The sequence below is a fragment of the Lacticaseibacillus suihuaensis genome (assembly GCF_054785075.1).
Map to the genome: position 1 here is coordinate 53,398 of NZ_BAAGBJ010000010.1, position 15,022 is coordinate 68,419.

Sequence of the window (15,022 nt, forward strand, 5' to 3'; positions counted from 1 at the left end):
TTGGCGGCGGCGAGCGGCCGCGCCTTGCCCGGCATGTTACAATGGCAGTAGACAGATGGAGGGACTTATGGCGAAAGAAAAATTACTGCTGATCGACGGAAGCTCGGTCGCATTCCGCGCGTTTTACGCGCTTTACAACCAACTCGATCGCTTCACCAACAGCGAGGGCCTGCACACCAACGCGGTTTTTGCGTTCAACAACATGCTGGACAACATCGTGAGCAAGGTCAAGCCCGACCGGATTTTGGTCGCCTTCGACAAAAGCGGCGGGACCTTTCGCACCAAAATGTTCGACGACTACAAGGGCAACCGCGACAAGGCGCCAAGCGAGCTTTTGGAGCAGCTGCCCCTGATCCACAAGATGATCGAAGACCATGGCATGGCCCATTACGCGCTTCAAGACTACGAGGCCGACGACATCATCGGCACCTTGGCCAAGCAGGCGGAAGAAGCCGGCATGACCACGGTGATCGTGACCGGCGACCGCGACTTGACGCAGCTGGCCACCGCTGCCGTGACGGTGCAGGTGACCAAAAAAGGCGTCGCCGAGCTTGAGGCCTACACCCCGGCTTACATGCAAGAGAAGCTGGGCATCACGCCGCGGCAGCTGATCGACCTCAAGGGGCTGATGGGCGACACCTCCGATAATTACCCCGGGGTCACCAAGGTGGGGGAGAAAACGGCGCTGAAGCTGCTCGACCAGTTCGGCTCCATCGAAAACCTCTACGCCAACCTGGACGAGCTCAAGCCCAGCAAGATGAAGGAGAACCTGATCAACGACCGGGACAACGCCTTTTTGAGCAAGCGGCTCGCCACCATCCTGCAGGATGCGCCGATTGCCATCGGCCTGGACGACATTCGCTACACCGGGCCGGACATCGAGGCGCTGCGCGGCCTGTTCACGCGGCTTGACATGCGCCAGGCTTTAGCCAAGTTGCCGGCCCCCGCTGGTGAGGCTGACCCCGCGGCCGCGGCGCCGGACTACGTCGTGCTGACCGACGCGAACCTCGATGTGCTGCCGACCACCGAAGGCCCGGTGGCCTTTGAGCTGGAGATGCTGACGGAGAACTACCACGTCGCCGATCCAATCGGCTTTGTCATCGCGGCCGAAGACCGAATCTGGGTCAGCAGCGACGCCACGCTGTTGACCACGCCGGCGCTTTGCGACTGGCTGGGCCGGCATGCCCTCACCGTGTTTGACGCCAAGCGCAACTTGGTCGCGGCGGCGCGGCTTGGGGTCACGCTTGGGCCCATCGACTTCGACGCGCTGTTGGCCTCGTACCTGCTGAACCCGGACCAAAACAGCAACGACTTCGGCCAGATTGCCCAGGACCACGACTACCAGCTGCCCTTCGACGCCGATGTTTACGGCACCGGCGCCAAGCGAGCGGTGCCGGAGGAGGCCGTGCTGTTCGGCCACCTGGCGCAAAAGGCCAAGGCCCTGCTGGCGCTTCGACCGCACCTCAGCCAGGACCTGGCGGATCAGGACGAGACCGCCTTGTTCACCGACTTGGAGCTGCCGCTGGCCAAGGTGCTCGCGCGAATGGAAATCGCCGGCATTCACTTGGATCAGCCGGTGCTGCGCAAGATGGGCGACGAATGGACCACCAGCATGCACGTGCTGGAGGAGAAAATCTACGGCGAGGCCGGGCTGACCTTCAACCTGAACTCGCCCAAGCAGCTCGGTGAGGTGTTGTTCGAAAAGCTCAAGCTGCCGGTGATTAAGAAAACCAAAACCGGCTACTCGACCTCCGTTGAGGTGCTGAAGCAGCTGCAAGACGCCAGCCCGATTGTTCAAGACATCTTGGACTACCGCACGGTGGCCAAGCTGCAGTCGACCTACGTCGCCGGCCTGATCAAGGCGGTGTTGCCGGACGGCAAGATTCACACCCGCTACCTGCAGACGCTGACGCAAACCGGGCGTCTCTCGTCGGTCGACCCGAATATGCAAAACATTCCGGCTCGCGGCATGGGCAAGCAGGTGCGTCAGGCCTTCGTGCCGTCGCACCCCGGCTGGGAGATTTTTTCAAGCGACTATTCCCAAATCGAGCTGCGGGTGCTGGCCCACATTTCCGGTGATGCCAACATGCAAGAGGCCTTCAAGGAAGACCGCGACATCCATGCCAACACCGCGATGAAAATCTTTGGGCTGACCAGCCCGGACCAGGTGACGCCGGACATGCGCCGGCAGGCCAAGGCGACCAACTTCGGGATTGTCTACGGCATCAGCGACTTCGGACTGGCCAAGAACATCGGCATCACCCGCAAGCAGGCCAAGGCCTTCATCGACGGGTACTTCGAGCAGTACCCGCAGGTTCACGACTACATGGCGCGAATGGTGGCGGTGGCGCGGGAGCAGGGTTACGTCGAGACGCTGTTTCACCGGCGGCGTTACCTGGCGCAGATTCACTCGAAGAACTTCAACCTGCGCCAGTTCGCCGAACGCACGGCGATGAACACGCCGATTCAAGGCAGCGCGGCCGACATCATCAAGGTCGCGATGATTCGGATGCAAAAGATGCTCGATGAGAACCACCTGCAGTCGCGCATGCTGCTGCAGGTTCACGATGAGCTGATCTTCGAGGGCCCGGCGGAAGAAATGCCCCGCCTGGCGGAGCTGGTGCCCAAGGTGATGGACTCGGCGGTTGCCTTGGCCGTGCCGCTGAAGGTGGAAAGCCACTACGGCGCCACCTGGTTTGACGCGAAGTAAAGGAGGACGCCTTGCCAGAATTACCAGAAGTTGAGAATGTTAGGCGGGGGCTGAGCGAGCTGATCGTCGGCCGCAAGGTTGAGGCGATCGGCACCGACTGGGCCAAGATTCTGGTCGGTGGCCTGGAAGCCTTCCAAACCGCCTTGATTGGCGCGACCATCACCGGTATCGACCGCCGCGGCAAGTACCTGCTGCTGCGCTTTGACAACGGCGTGACCCTGGTGTCGCACTTGCGCATGGAGGGCAAGTACCAGCTGGTCGCCGACCCCGCGGTGGTACACGACCGCTTCGTGCATGTCTGGTTCACCTTTGAAGATGGCCACGAGCTGCGCTACCACGACATGCGCAAGTTCGGCCGGATGCAGCTGGTTGAGACCGGCCGGGAGGAACAGGTGGTCGCCGGTCTGGCCAAAATGGGGCCGGAGCCGACCGCTGAAAGCTTTGACGCCGCGGCGTTTTACGCGACGGTCCACAAGCGTAAGGCCCCGATCAAGTCGGTGATCTTGGACCAAAGCGTGGTGGCCGGGGTCGGCAACATTTACGCCGACGAGACGCTGTGGCAAGGCCGGCTGAACCCGGCGCAGCCGGCCAACACGCTAACGCGAGCGGAAACCACGCGGCTGCACGACGCGATCATCGAGATTCTCGGCGCCGCCACCAGGCTTGGCGGCACCTCGGTTCACACGTTCCTGGATGCGACCGGCCAGCGCGGCGGCTTTCAGGCGCGGCTTCACGTCTATGACCGGGAGAACACCCCGTGCGATCGCTGCCAGACCACGATCGTCAAGACCAAAGTGGGCCAGCGCGGGACGCATTACTGTCCCCACTGCCAGCCCTTAAGGAAGCGAAAAGCACAATGACTTACTTGCTCGGTTTGACCGGCGGCATCGCCACCGGCAAAAGCACGGTGGCGGCCGTCTTCAGGCGGTTGGGCTGCCCGGTGGTCGATGCCGACGTGATCGCCCGAGAGATTGTCCTGCCGGGTCGCCCGGCGCTTGCGGCCATCGCCGCCGCATTCGGGGCCGACATGATTCGCCCGGATGGCACCTTGGACCGCCGGCGGCTCGGGGACCTGGTGTTCAACGACGCAGGCAAGCTCGCCCAGCTCAACGCCATCGACCACCCGTACCTGCGAGCGGCGATCAACGACGCGCTGGCCGAGGCCAAGGCGTCGGGCTGCCCGGTGGCGGTGGGGGAGATTCCCCTGCTTTACGAGACGCATTACGAAGACGCCTTCGACGGGGTGGCGGTGGTCACGCTGCCGCCGCACGTGCAGCTGGAGCGGCTGATGGCCCGGGATGGGCTGACCAAGGCGGCGGCGCTTGCGCGAATTAACGCGCAGATGCCGCTGGCGGAGAAAATCGCCCGGGCCGATTATTTGATCGACAACTCGCAAGGTGAGCTGATTCGCGGCCAGCAGGTTCGCCAGCTCTTGGCACAGCTCAGCCGGCCCGAGGCCTGAGTTGCCGGTGTTTCTGAACTGTTGTCCTGAAACAGGTGCCACACTACATGTGGCGTGTTATAATGTGGTATCAACTACAAAGAGGGTGACCTTTTGCAATGCCCACATTGTCATCACAACAGCTCGCGGGTCGTTGACTCGCGGCCCACTGACGGCGGCCGTGCGATTCGGCGGCGCCGCGAGTGCGAGAACTGCGGGTTTCGCTTCACCAGCTTCGAGCGGGTGGAGCAGACGCCGCTGTTGGTCATCAAGAAGAACGGCACCCGCGAGGAGTTCAACCGCGAGAAGATTCTCAAGGGCCTGATTCGCGCCGCCGAGAAGCGGCCGGTCACCATGGAACAGATGCAGTCGATTGTCGAAGGCGTGGAGAACAAGCTGCGGGCAATCGGGGAAAACGAGGTCTCAAGCCAGGCCATCGGCGAGTACGTGATGAAGCAGCTCGCCGACGTCGACGACGTGGCCTACATCCGCTTTGCCAGCGTGTACCGGCAGTTCAAGGACATGTCGGTGTTCATGCAGGAGCTGCAGGACATGATGAAGAAGGAAAAGCAGTCCAAAAAATAGGCGTTGGCGATTGCGCCGGCGCCTTTTTTACCCGGCGTGTCACGCCGAAAGGAGGAATCCGGATGAAAAGGCCGGCGAACTTCATGGCCCAAGATGATTACATCATCTCCACGGCCACGTACTTCAGCAACCTAGATCAAGACGTGGCCATCAGCCTGTACCAGCCGCTGATCGGCCCGACCGCCTTGGCGCTGTACCTCAGCTTGTGGCAGGTGGCGCCGGCTACGGTGGCGCTGCGCGAGCGGCAAAAGCAAACGGCCTTGCTGGACATGCTCGGCGTCAGCCTCGATGAGCTTTACGAGGCGCGGGTGCGGCTGGAGGCGGTCGCCTTGCTTCAGACCTACACCCAAGTCGATGACCTCGGCCGCTTTTACGCCTACGAGCTGCACCGGCCGGTCGAGCCCGATTCCTTCTTCCACGACCCGACGCTTGGGCTGTTGCTGTACGACCGCGTCGGCGAGCACCGCTACCACCAGCTGACCGAGCGCTACACGCTGCGCAACGTTCATAACGCCAATTGGACCAACATCTCAGCGCAGCTGCTCGATGTTTTCTCGCTGACGCGCGTCGCGCCAACCGCAGCGGCGGCGGCCGACAACGCCCAGGTTCGCCAAAAACCGACGCCTGCGGTCACCTTGGGGGATGGTCAGGGGTTTGACTGGGCTTTGGTGGCGCAGCTCTTGCGCCGCACCAATGTCGATGTCAGCGAACTCGAGCGCAACCGGGTGCGGCTGTACCAGATTGCCAAGTTTTACGGCCTGGCCCCGGTGGATCTGGCCCGGCTGATTGAGCCGGCGGTGGATTTTGTCACCGGTTCGATCGACCTGCGGCAGGTGCGGCTTTATGCCGAGCAGACTTATCAGGAGCAGGCACCGCACCTGGTGCCCAAGTCCGCGGCGGCGGCCACGCCCGAACCCGTCGCGGCGGCCACGGACAAGCTGAGTGCGGATGAGGCCGCCTTGGTCGAGCGGGCCAGCAAGCTGTCGGTTCGCGAGTTTCTCGAGGCGACCAAAAAGGCCAAGAATCCTAACATGTACGCGGCCCCCAACGAGATCGCCGCGCTGCGCAAGCTGGTGCAGCGCCACGTGCTGCCGGACGCGACGATCAACGTGCTGGTCGATTACATCCTGCAGACCAACGACTCGCTCAACCAGGCCTACTTGGACGCCATCGTCAACCGCTGGCTGAAGGCCGGTGTCACGGACCCGGCCAGTGCCTTGGCCGAGATCAAGGCCTTCGCCGAACGCAAGACCCGCCAGCCGGCGCGGCGTAACAACAGCCGCCCGGCGCGGCAGGAGCAGATGCCGGCCTGGAGCAAGGCCGACTACAAGCCCAAGGAGCAGGCGGTGTCAAGCTCCCAGCAGGCGGAAATCGCGGCCAGGTTGGCGGCGCTTCGCCAACTTGAAGAACACGGAGGAAGCGGCCAATGAAAACCATGAAAGACGAGCTGGCGCAGGTGATGGACAAGCGCCGGTTGAACCAGGCTTACACGACCATGATGCAGGCGGCGGTGGCGGATGAGGCGGTGCAGGCCTTCCTGCAGGCTAACGCCGACGCCTTGGCCCCGGATGCGGTCAACCGCGGCGCGGCCAAAATCTACGAGTACGTCAACGCCCGAGACGGCAAGGTGATCACCCCGATGCAGCAGGCCGGCTACACCCCCAAGCTGGTGGTGTCCAATCGCTTGATCGACATCACCTACGAGCCGACTCCGGCCAAACGCGCCCAGGACGCCCAGGCGTCGCAAAAGGCCTTGGTGACCTCGCTGAACATGCCCAAGGCGATTGCGGCCGCGCGGCTGGCCGACTACGATCCGACCAACCGCGGGGATGCGCTGGTTCAGGCGCTGACCTTCACCACCGAGCTGGCTAAGGCACCGCGGGACTTTCACAAGGGGCTTTACCTGACTGGGCCCTTCGGCGTCGGCAAGACCTACCTGATGGGCGCGATGGCCAACGACTTGGCCAAGCAGGGGCTGGCGTCGACGCTGGTGCATTGGCCGACCTTTGCGGTGGAGATGAAGGCGGCGATCGGCGACCAGACGGTGCTGCCCAAGCTCGATGCGATTAAGAAGGCGCCGGTGCTCATGATCGACGACATCGGGGCCGAAAGCCTCAGCCCCTGGATCCGCGACGATGTGCTGGGTATTTTGCTGCAGTACCGGATGCAAGAGGAGCTGCCGACGTTGTTCACCTCCAACAAAACCATGGCGGAGCTGACCGATTTTTTGGCCGGCGTCGAGGTCGGCAACAACGAGGGGCTCAAGGCCCAGCGCATCATGGAACGCATCCGTTTCCTGGCGACCGAGGTCGTGGTCGGCGGCCGCGACCGGCGCAACGGGTAGGCGCCTGGCGAACACCTGTCGGCAATTTTCAAACTTTTTCACCGCTTGGGCTTGCGCGGCCTGCCGGAACGTGCTTTAATCTAGGTATCGAAGACGAAAGCAATAAGGACCATGTTTCACCAGAGAGCCTCGACCGTGGCTGAAAGTCGAGCAGGACCTGATCCGCACCACTTTCCGAGAGTGCCTCGTTGAGGCCGGGTCGCGTCGTTATGCGCCAATCGAGAGGAAAGCAGTGCTTTCAAGTCGGGTGGAACCGCGTGTTTAGCGTCCCGGATGTCATATTGACGTCCGGGGCGTTTTGTTTTTCCGCCCCTGCTTTCACTACCAAAAGGAGAGATTTCTATGTCGATCAGCATCACATTCCCAGACAACAGCGTCAAGCCATTCGAGGCCGGCGCCACCATCTTGGACATCGCCAAGTCCATTTCCACGTCGCTGGCCAAAAAAGCCGTGGCCGGCAAGGTCGACGGCGCCTTGGTCAACCTTGACCACGCGCTGAACGCAGACGCCAGCATCGAAATCGTCACTAAGGATTCCGCGGATGGCCTGACCGTGCTGCGTCAGACCGGGGCCTTCGTCCTGGCCGCGGCCATCAAGGCCTTGCACCCGGAGACGCGCTTGGGCAAGGGCGCCGCGCAGGAAGACGGCTTCTTTTACGACACCGACCGCGACGACCGTCAGCTGACGATCGACGAGCTGCCGGCCATCGCCGACAAAATGGCCGAGATCGTCAAGGCCAATCCCGAAGTCAAGGCGGCCAGCCTGAGCCGCAGCGAGGCCGAGGCCTACTTTGCCAACGAGCCGTTCAAGCTGCAGCTGTTGGCCAAGATTGACGGCGACCAGATTGCGGGCTTCAAGCTCGGCGACTTCTTTGACTTCGAGCTCTCGGCCCTTTTGCCAAGCCTGAAGGACCTGAAGCACTTCTCCTTGCTGAGCGTCGCCGGCGCCTACTGGGAAGGCAAGTCCTCCAACCCGATGCTGCAGCGGATCTACGCGACGGCTTACTACAAGGCGGCCGAGCTTGAAGACGACGCCAAGCGCCGCCAGGAGGCCAAGGAGCGCGACCACCGCAACATCGGCCGCGACCTCGACTTGTTCTTCGTCGATCCCAAGGTCGGCGCCGGCCTGCCTTACTGGATGCCCAACGGCGCGACGATTCGCCGCGTGATCGAGCGCTACATCATCGACAAGGAGCTCGCCGATGGCTACGAGCACGTTTACACCCCAGTTTTGGCCAACCTGGACCTTTACAAGACCTCCGGCCACTGGGAGCACTACCGCGAAGACATGTTCCCGCCGATGGACATGGGCGACGGCGAAATGCTTGAGCTGCGGCCGATGAACTGCCCGAGCCACATCCAGGTCTACAAGCACCACATCCGCTCCTACAAGGAACTGCCGCTGCGGATTGCGGAGCTTGGCATGATGCACCGCTACGAGAAGTCCGGCGCCTTGTCCGGTCTGCAGCGCGTGCGTGAAATGACCCTGAACGACGGCCACACCTTCGTCGCCCTCGACCAGGTTCAAGAGGAATTCAAGAAGATCCTGCGCCTGATCATGAACGTCTACGAAGACTTCAACATCAACGACTACACCTTCCGCTTGTCCTACCGCGACCCGAAGAACACCGAAAAGTACTTCGACGACGAGGAAATGTGGACCCGCAGCCAGAGCATGCTCAAGGCCGCCATGGACGACTTGGGCCTGGACTACTACGAGGCCGAAGGCGAAGCCGCGTTCTACGGCCCGAAGCTCGACATCCAGACCAAGACCGCGCTTGGCAACGACGAAACCATGTCCACCATTCAGCTGGACTTCATGCTGCCTGAGCGCTTCGGCCTGACCTACGTCGGCAACGACAACCAAGAGCACCGCCCGGTCATGATCCACCGCGGCATCGTCGGCACCATGGAGCGCTTCATCGCCTACCTGACCGAAATCTACAAGGGTGCCTTCCCAACCTGGCTGGCCCCGACCCAGATTGCGATCATCCCGGTTTCCGACAAGCAGCTGGACTACGCCAAGAACCTGAAGACCGCGCTGCTTAAGGCCGGTCTGCGGCCAGAGCTTGACGCCCGCAACGAAAAGATGGGCTACAAGATTCGCGAGGCTCAGACCAACAAGATTCCTTACACCATCGTGGTGGGGGATGACGAAGTGAACGCGGCCAGCGTGTCCGTTCGCAAGTACGGCAAGTCCGACTCCGAGGAGATGCCAGCCAACATGTTCCTCGAATCCGTGCAGGCGGAAGTCAAGAACTTCTCCCGCGACGGCAAGCACAAGCGCGGCGAAGGCGCCAAGCTCGCCGACTAGGCACTCAAAAAGCGTTTCGCAGTCAGTTGTGAAACGCTTTTTTGCTACCGTCATACAGGTGTGAGGCCCGGCCGGTCGTTAGCGCCAGTCGATGGTGATGAACTCGCAGTATGCAATCTTGGCCTGCGGGTGGAATTGGCGCATCACCACGCCGTGGGTGACGCAGGCGATGCGGTGGTAACCCAGGTCGGCGTAGTGGTCGAACACCGCGGCGGCCCGGGCGCGAACTTGCGCGGCGGTTTCGTAGTCCCAGGGGCTGGCGGGGCTTGCTTGGCCGTGGTGGGCCAAAAAGGCGGCGTGGGCTTCGTCGGCCTCGACGGCGGTGCGAAGCCTAGTGCCCGTCATGTCGGGCCGCCACTCGTGCAGTCCAAGCTCCACCGCCACGGGAATCGTGGTGTGGCGGGTCAGCTCAAGCGCCGTCTGCAGGGCGCGGGTGTATGGGGAGCTGAGCATCAGCTCCACGTCTTGCAGCCGTGGGTCACGCGCCGCAGCCTGGGCGATGGCGATGCCGCGCGGGGTGAGCCGGCTGAAGTCCAGGCCGAAGCCGAAGTAGTCGGCGGCCCGGACCTGGCCGTAGTCGGGTTCGGAGTGGCGAATCAGGTCGATTTGCATGGTGGCCTCCCGTTTTTGGCCAGTGTACCGCTTGGGGGTGGTGGGTTCAAGGGGGCGGCGGTGCTTGCGCAGGCCTTGCGCGCGTGCTAAGCTGTCTCCTAGAAATGGAGGCGGTAGGGTGATCCTGCAACTTTGGGGCTCGTGGTTCCTGCTTTTTGGGGTGACCGAGCTGATTGCCATGGGGCTTTTGACCGGCAGCGTGTTGTTGCTCGCGGCCATCCCCGGGCGCCGCGACCGGCGGATGATGCGCTTGCTGGCCCACAATGGGCGGGGGGTCATCCTGATCTGGCTTTCGGTGATGGTCTTGGCGCTTGGGGCCGTCTACGGCATCGCCGGCTGGTGGTTCAGCCTGATTGCCTTTGAGCCGCACGGGGTTGCGGTGTTTGGCAGCGTCGGCATCGCGGCCGTGACCTGGCTGGCCAACCTGATTTTGAAGCGGCGCCAGTGGCTTGAGTCGCTGCATCGGTCGCAGTCCGGCGACGAATGAAACTTTCATTTGACACCCGGCCTGCGAGTCCGTATACTAGAGAACGTTGAGAAAACAAGCAGAAGTTCCCGCTTCTCACCTATGCCTCTGGCCGCTGGGTTGATATGATCGGTATTTAACGACGCGGCGGGGCTCATAGTGGGCTCTTCGGCGTCCTTGTTTTGTCACAAAATATTTTCGGAGGTGAACTGCCATAGCAAGAGATATGATGGTCAACGACGGGATTCGTTCCCGTGAAGTTCGACTGATTTCCCAGACTGGTGAACAACTCGGGGTCAAGAGTACGCACGAGGCACTCGAGCTTGCGCAATCGGTAAGCCTGGACCTGGTTCTGGTTTCCCCAACCGCCAAGCCGCCAGTTGCCCGGATCATGGATTACGGGAAGTTTCGCTTCGAGCTGCAAAAAAAGCAGCGTGAGGCGCGTAAGAAACAGAAAACCATCAGCATCAAGGAGATCCGCCTGAGCCCGACCATCGGCGAGGCAGACTTCAACACCCGGTTGAAAAACGCGTCCAAGTTCCTTGAAAAAGGGGACAAGGTCAAGGTGACCGTCCGCTTCCGCGGTCGTGCGATCACCCACAAGGACCTCGGACAAAAGGTTCTGGAGCAGATGGCCAAGGCCGTTGAGGAATTGGCTACTGTTGAAGCCCGCCCGAAGATGGACGGACGGAGCATGTTCATGATGCTCGCACCAAAAGCTGACAAGAAATAGTCAGACTAAGTCACTAGGAGGAATTATCGTCATGCCAAAATTCAAGACACACCGTGCATCTGCCAAGCGCTTCAAGAAGACCGCTAGTGGTGCTTTGAAGCGGGGTCACGCTTACACCAGCCACCGTTTCCACGGTAAGACCAAGAAGCAACGTCGTCAGTTGCGCAAGTCAGCATTGGTATCCCACTCCGATATGAAGCGGATCCGCCAGATGCTCAGCCAGATGAAGTAATTGCGCCTCGCGCACATTACTCAGTTCGCTTAATTATTAGAGGAGGAATTTCTAATGCCACGTGTTAAAGGTGGAACCGTAACTCGCAAACGTCGTAAGAAGGTCTTAAAGCTCGCCAAGGGCTACCGTGGGGCCAAGCACCTGCTGTTCAAGGCAGCCAATGCTCAGGTCATGGTATCCTACCGCTACGCATTCCGCGACCGTCGCGCTAAGAAGCGCAACTTCCGCTCCCTGTGGATTGCGCGGATCAACGCCGCAGCGCGTCTGAACGACATTTCTTACAGCAAGTTGATGCACGGCTTGAAAGTTGCCAACATCGACATGAACCGCAAGATGTTGGCCGACATCGCCATCGCAGATCCTGCAGGCTTCACGGCCCTTGCAGACGCTGCCAAGAAGGCTTTGGCTTAATCTGACTAGTGAGTCCCACCGCGATTGCGGTGGGATTTTTTGGCGTTTGGCCGTGCCTTGCGCCAGTGGGCGGCGAGCCAGTGCGGCCGGGGCGGTCAACGGGGCTTGATCAAGCCCACGAGCAGCTGATGGGTATAGTCGGGGTTACCGAGCCTCAACCGTTCGATGCGGGTGGCGAACCTGGGTGACGGCATCAGCCGATGCATGACGATGCGAGTCGGATGGGTGATCAGCGGACGACTTGGCGCCAGTCGCTCAAGCGTGGCGTTGAATTGGCGCATGCGGTCGGTCTGCTGGCGTTGAAGCTTGTACAGCCTGGTTTTGAGATTCGGCGCCAGTGGGGTGGCCTGCTGGCGCAACCGGTCTTGGCAGTCTGTAAAAGCGAGCCGGCCGCGTTGAAAGCGCTTGACGGTGGCGGCCAGGTTGCGCCGAACCGGCGAGTCGGGAAGCGTCTCGAGCCACCGGTTGGTTGGGTTGACCAGTGCGTGCCTGGTTTGCTGCCACTGCCGCACGAGTGTGGCGTATTGGTTGCGGCCGGGGACCGGCCGCGTGACGGCCAACTGACCGCTGACCTGCAGGACATCGCCCAGGCGCCACATGACGCCCAGCGTGGTGTGAGCCGGGTCGAACTCGAGCAGGCCCTGCACCGGTGGCATCGCAAAGGCCGTGCCATCCGGAAGAATCAAGGCGTCGAGGGTGACCGCCAGGAGCTCAGCGTGGTTGAGGTGGTAGTCGTCATCCAGCAAGCTGCCGATGAAGACACCGGTCAGGGTCAGATTGACGCGAATGGTGGGAGAGGAAGGCATGCGCAACACCGCCTGTTCTTTTTGAACTCAGTATAGCCCCTGGTGGCGGCGTTGTAACGCAATCTGCCTGGTGGCGTTAGGCCCGGCCGAAGCAGTTGCGGCGGCAAGTCAAAATGTTTGACACCCAATTGGTCCGGTGTTAAGCTATCCGCGAATGATTATTCTTGCACGGGGAGGCAGCAAAAGGCCACAGCTGCTTTGTTATCCACCGCGCGGGGCACATCCTGCGGCTCGCACCGCAGCCCCCACCCATGACAAGCCGCAGTGTATTGCCACACGGCTTTTAGCTCGAGAGCTTTAGTGCAACCCCGGAATCAAACGAGGGGAAACCAGGGACCCGGATTCGCACCACCCCACCGGCTGCAGGCCGGCCACCACCACTCCCAGACGAGTTAGCCGCGCGGATGACCGAAACCGTTGGGCGCAATGGCACCACCACGGTAAGACAAAGCCAGGAACGTAACCAAATAGGCCAAGGCCACCGGAATCACCGAGTCCGGTGGCTTCGGCGCGGCCGCCGCAACTCAATTGTTGCGGCGGCCATTTTTGCGCAGGTGCTGGTCAAAGTGGCCGCGCTGGTCGATAATAGGGGCACGAGCTTTGCTCGACTGGCGCCGCTTCGGCGTCTGAAGGAGGAAGAACATGGACTTTACCCAAGTGACTTACACCAGACCGGATCCGGCCGCGTTCCTGCGAGACATTGCGGCCGGTGCGGCGGCGCTTGAGGCGGCCACCGACGCTGACGCGGCGCTGGCCGTCGCCAAGCGGATCACGGCCTTGATCAACGACGTCGACTCGCAGGGCATGATCGCGCAGATTCGCCACACTATCGACACGCGCGATGCCTTTTACGCGCAAGAAGACGCCTTTTGGAACGATTTTGAACCCCAGGCCGAGGCGGCCAAGACCGACTACCTCAAGGCGGTTTTGGCCAGTCCCTACCAAGACGCGCTGAAGACCATCTACCCCAAGCCGTACTTTCTGAAGGCCAAGGACCTGCTTCGCACCAACAAGCCGGAGGTGATTGACCTGCAGCAAAAGGCCAACGCCTTGGCCTCCCGCTACACCGACCTGATTGCAAGCGCCCAGGTTGACTTTGACGGGCAGACCTACACGCTGGCGCAGCTTGGGCCGCTGCGCGACGACGCCGACCGGGCGGTGCGAAAGGCCGCCAACGCCGCTTACTGGGGCTTTTTTGCGGCGCATGAGGCCGAGTTCGACCAGCTGTACGACGACATGGTCCACACCCGCACGGCGATTGCGCAAAAGCTCGGCTTCAAGGACTTCTCCGAGATGAGCTACGTCTTCATGGACCGCTTCGATTACGACGAGGACATGGTGGCCGCCTACCGCCACGAGGTGCAGACCAAGGTCGTGCCGCTGGCCCAAAAGCAACGCGCCAAGCAAGCCCAGCGTCTGGGGTTGGATCACCTGGCCTACTACGACTTGGGCGTTCAGTTCAAGTCCGGCAACGCCAAGCCGGAGGGGACATCCACTCAACTGGTGCAGGCCGCCCGTGAGATGTACCACGAGATGTCGCCGGAGGCCGGGGCCTTTTTCGATCACATGATCGATTCGCACCTGCTGGACCTGCTGGCCAAGCCGGGCAAGGCCTCGGGCGGTTACGCCGAGTACATTCCCTCGATTCAGTCGCCGTTCATCTTTTCGAACTTCAACGGCACCTCGGGCGACGTCGATGTGCTGACCCATGAGGCCGGCCACGCCTTTCAGACTTACCTGGCCAAGTGGATTCAGCCCGGTGACTGCGTCTTTCCGACTTTTGAGGCGGCGGAGATCTTCTCCATGAGCATGGAGTTCATCGCGTATCCTTGGATGCCGAAGTTCTTCGGGACCCAAACCGCCAAGTACCGCTACGCGCATCTGCAGGCGGCCCTTGAGTTTTTGCCTTACGGGATTTTGGTCGATCACTTCCAGCATCAGGTCTACACCCATCCGGACTGGACGCCGGCCCAGCGCAAGGCCGAGTGGCGGCGCTTGGAGAAGCTGTACAACCCGGACAAGGACTACAGCGAAAACGCGGCGCTTGAGTCGGGCATCTACTGGATGCGCCAGGGGCACATTTTCGAGTCGCCGTTCTATTACATCGACTACACCATCGCCCAGGTGGTCGCCTACCAGTTCTGGAAGCGATTCAACGTCGATCACGACCCTAAGGCCTGGCAGGATTACGAAACCATGGCCAAGGCCGGCGGCAGCCAGACGCTGCTCGAGCTGCTAGCCACCGGGCACCTGCGTTCGCCCTTTGAACCCGGCGCCTTGGACGATACGCTGGTGGCCATTTCACAGGCGCTTGACGACGTGGATGATGCGGCCCTGTAGCCGCCATCCGACCACTCAAAAACGCGGTT

Annotated in this window: 14 protein-coding genes; 12 read left to right on the forward strand and 2 right to left on the reverse strand. The window is 61.6% G+C overall.

The features are described from left to right. The first annotated feature begins 67 nt into the window (after nucleotides 1-67). The 7 genes from polA (at nucleotide 68) to thrS (ending at nucleotide 9,393) form a co-directional block, all read left to right on the forward strand. Nucleotides 68-2,710: a DNA polymerase I gene (polA, locus tag ACYVRZ_RS09610; RefSeq protein ID WP_461226402.1), complete on the forward strand. Its 2,643-nt coding sequence runs from the start codon at nucleotides 68-70 to the stop codon at nucleotides 2,708-2,710. A gap of 11 nt (nucleotides 2,711-2,721) precedes the next feature. Further along, nucleotides 2,722-3,570 carry a DNA-formamidopyrimidine glycosylase gene (gene mutM, locus ACYVRZ_RS09615; protein ID WP_461226404.1) on the forward strand — a complete coding sequence of 283 codons (849 nt, stop codon included), beginning with the start codon at nucleotides 2,722-2,724 and terminating at the stop codon, nucleotides 3,568-3,570. Then, on the forward strand, nucleotides 3,567-4,172 hold the full coding sequence (gene coaE, locus ACYVRZ_RS09620) for a dephospho-CoA kinase (RefSeq protein WP_461226406.1): 606 nt from the start codon (nucleotides 3,567-3,569) through the stop codon (nucleotides 4,170-4,172). The genes mutM and coaE overlap by 4 nt, the downstream gene beginning before the upstream one ends. A 93-nt stretch (nucleotides 4,173-4,265) precedes the next feature. Beyond that, complete coding sequence (gene nrdR / locus ACYVRZ_RS09625) at nucleotides 4,266-4,736, forward strand: transcriptional regulator NrdR (RefSeq protein ID WP_262314844.1); 471 nt, start codon at nucleotides 4,266-4,268, stop codon at nucleotides 4,734-4,736. A gap of 62 nt (nucleotides 4,737-4,798) precedes the next feature. Then, nucleotides 4,799-6,166 carry a replication initiation and membrane attachment family protein gene (locus ACYVRZ_RS09630; protein ID WP_461226407.1) on the forward strand — a complete coding sequence of 456 codons (1,368 nt, stop codon included), beginning with the start codon at nucleotides 4,799-4,801 and terminating at the stop codon, nucleotides 6,164-6,166. Next, nucleotides 6,163-7,080, forward strand: coding sequence for a primosomal protein DnaI (dnaI, locus tag ACYVRZ_RS09635; RefSeq protein ID WP_461226409.1), 918 nt, complete (start codon nucleotides 6,163-6,165; stop codon nucleotides 7,078-7,080). Before ACYVRZ_RS09630 ends, dnaI begins: the two co-directional genes overlap by 4 nt. A 342-nt stretch (nucleotides 7,081-7,422) precedes the next feature. Continuing rightward, entirely contained in the window at nucleotides 7,423-9,393 is a 1,971-nt protein-coding gene (thrS, locus tag ACYVRZ_RS09640) for a threonine--tRNA ligase (RefSeq protein WP_461226411.1), read from the forward strand. A 78-nt stretch (nucleotides 9,394-9,471) separates the two neighbouring features. On the opposite strand, the gene ACYVRZ_RS09645 is transcribed toward thrS, so the two are convergent. Further along, nucleotides 9,472-10,005 carry a histidine phosphatase family protein gene (locus tag ACYVRZ_RS09645; RefSeq protein WP_461226413.1) on the reverse strand — a complete coding sequence of 178 codons (534 nt, stop codon included), beginning with the start codon at nucleotides 10,003-10,005 and terminating at the stop codon, nucleotides 9,472-9,474. Nucleotides 10,006-10,123: 118 nt separating this feature from the next. Between ACYVRZ_RS09645 and ACYVRZ_RS09650 the strand changes: the two genes are divergently transcribed. The 4 genes from ACYVRZ_RS09650 (at nucleotide 10,124) to rplT (ending at nucleotide 11,847) form a co-directional block, all read left to right on the forward strand. After that, complete coding sequence (locus ACYVRZ_RS09650) at nucleotides 10,124-10,492, forward strand: hypothetical protein (protein WP_461226415.1); 369 nt, start codon at nucleotides 10,124-10,126, stop codon at nucleotides 10,490-10,492. A gap of 205 nt (nucleotides 10,493-10,697) precedes the next feature. Next, entirely contained in the window at nucleotides 10,698-11,204 is a 507-nt protein-coding gene (gene infC, locus ACYVRZ_RS09655; protein WP_262314838.1) for a translation initiation factor IF-3, read from the forward strand. 31 nt (nucleotides 11,205-11,235) lie between these two features. Beyond that, nucleotides 11,236-11,436, forward strand: a complete 201-nt coding sequence (rpmI, locus tag ACYVRZ_RS09660) for a 50S ribosomal protein L35 (protein WP_003565872.1) — start codon at nucleotides 11,236-11,238, stop codon at nucleotides 11,434-11,436. 54 nt (nucleotides 11,437-11,490) lie between these two features. Then, on the forward strand, nucleotides 11,491-11,847 hold the full coding sequence (gene rplT / locus ACYVRZ_RS09665; protein ID WP_225047021.1) for a 50S ribosomal protein L20: 357 nt from the start codon (nucleotides 11,491-11,493) through the stop codon (nucleotides 11,845-11,847). A gap of 95 nt (nucleotides 11,848-11,942) precedes the next feature. On the opposite strand, the gene ACYVRZ_RS09670 is transcribed toward rplT, so the two are convergent. Beyond that, nucleotides 11,943-12,653 carry a hypothetical protein gene (locus ACYVRZ_RS09670; RefSeq protein ID WP_461226417.1) on the reverse strand — a complete coding sequence of 237 codons (711 nt, stop codon included), beginning with the start codon at nucleotides 12,651-12,653 and terminating at the stop codon, nucleotides 11,943-11,945. A gap of 642 nt (nucleotides 12,654-13,295) precedes the next feature. Here ACYVRZ_RS09670 and ACYVRZ_RS09675 point away from each other — a divergent pair. Beyond that, entirely contained in the window at nucleotides 13,296-14,993 is a 1,698-nt protein-coding gene (locus ACYVRZ_RS09675; RefSeq protein ID WP_461226419.1) for a M3 family oligoendopeptidase, read from the forward strand. The last annotated feature ends 29 nt before the right edge of the window (nucleotides 14,994-15,022 follow it).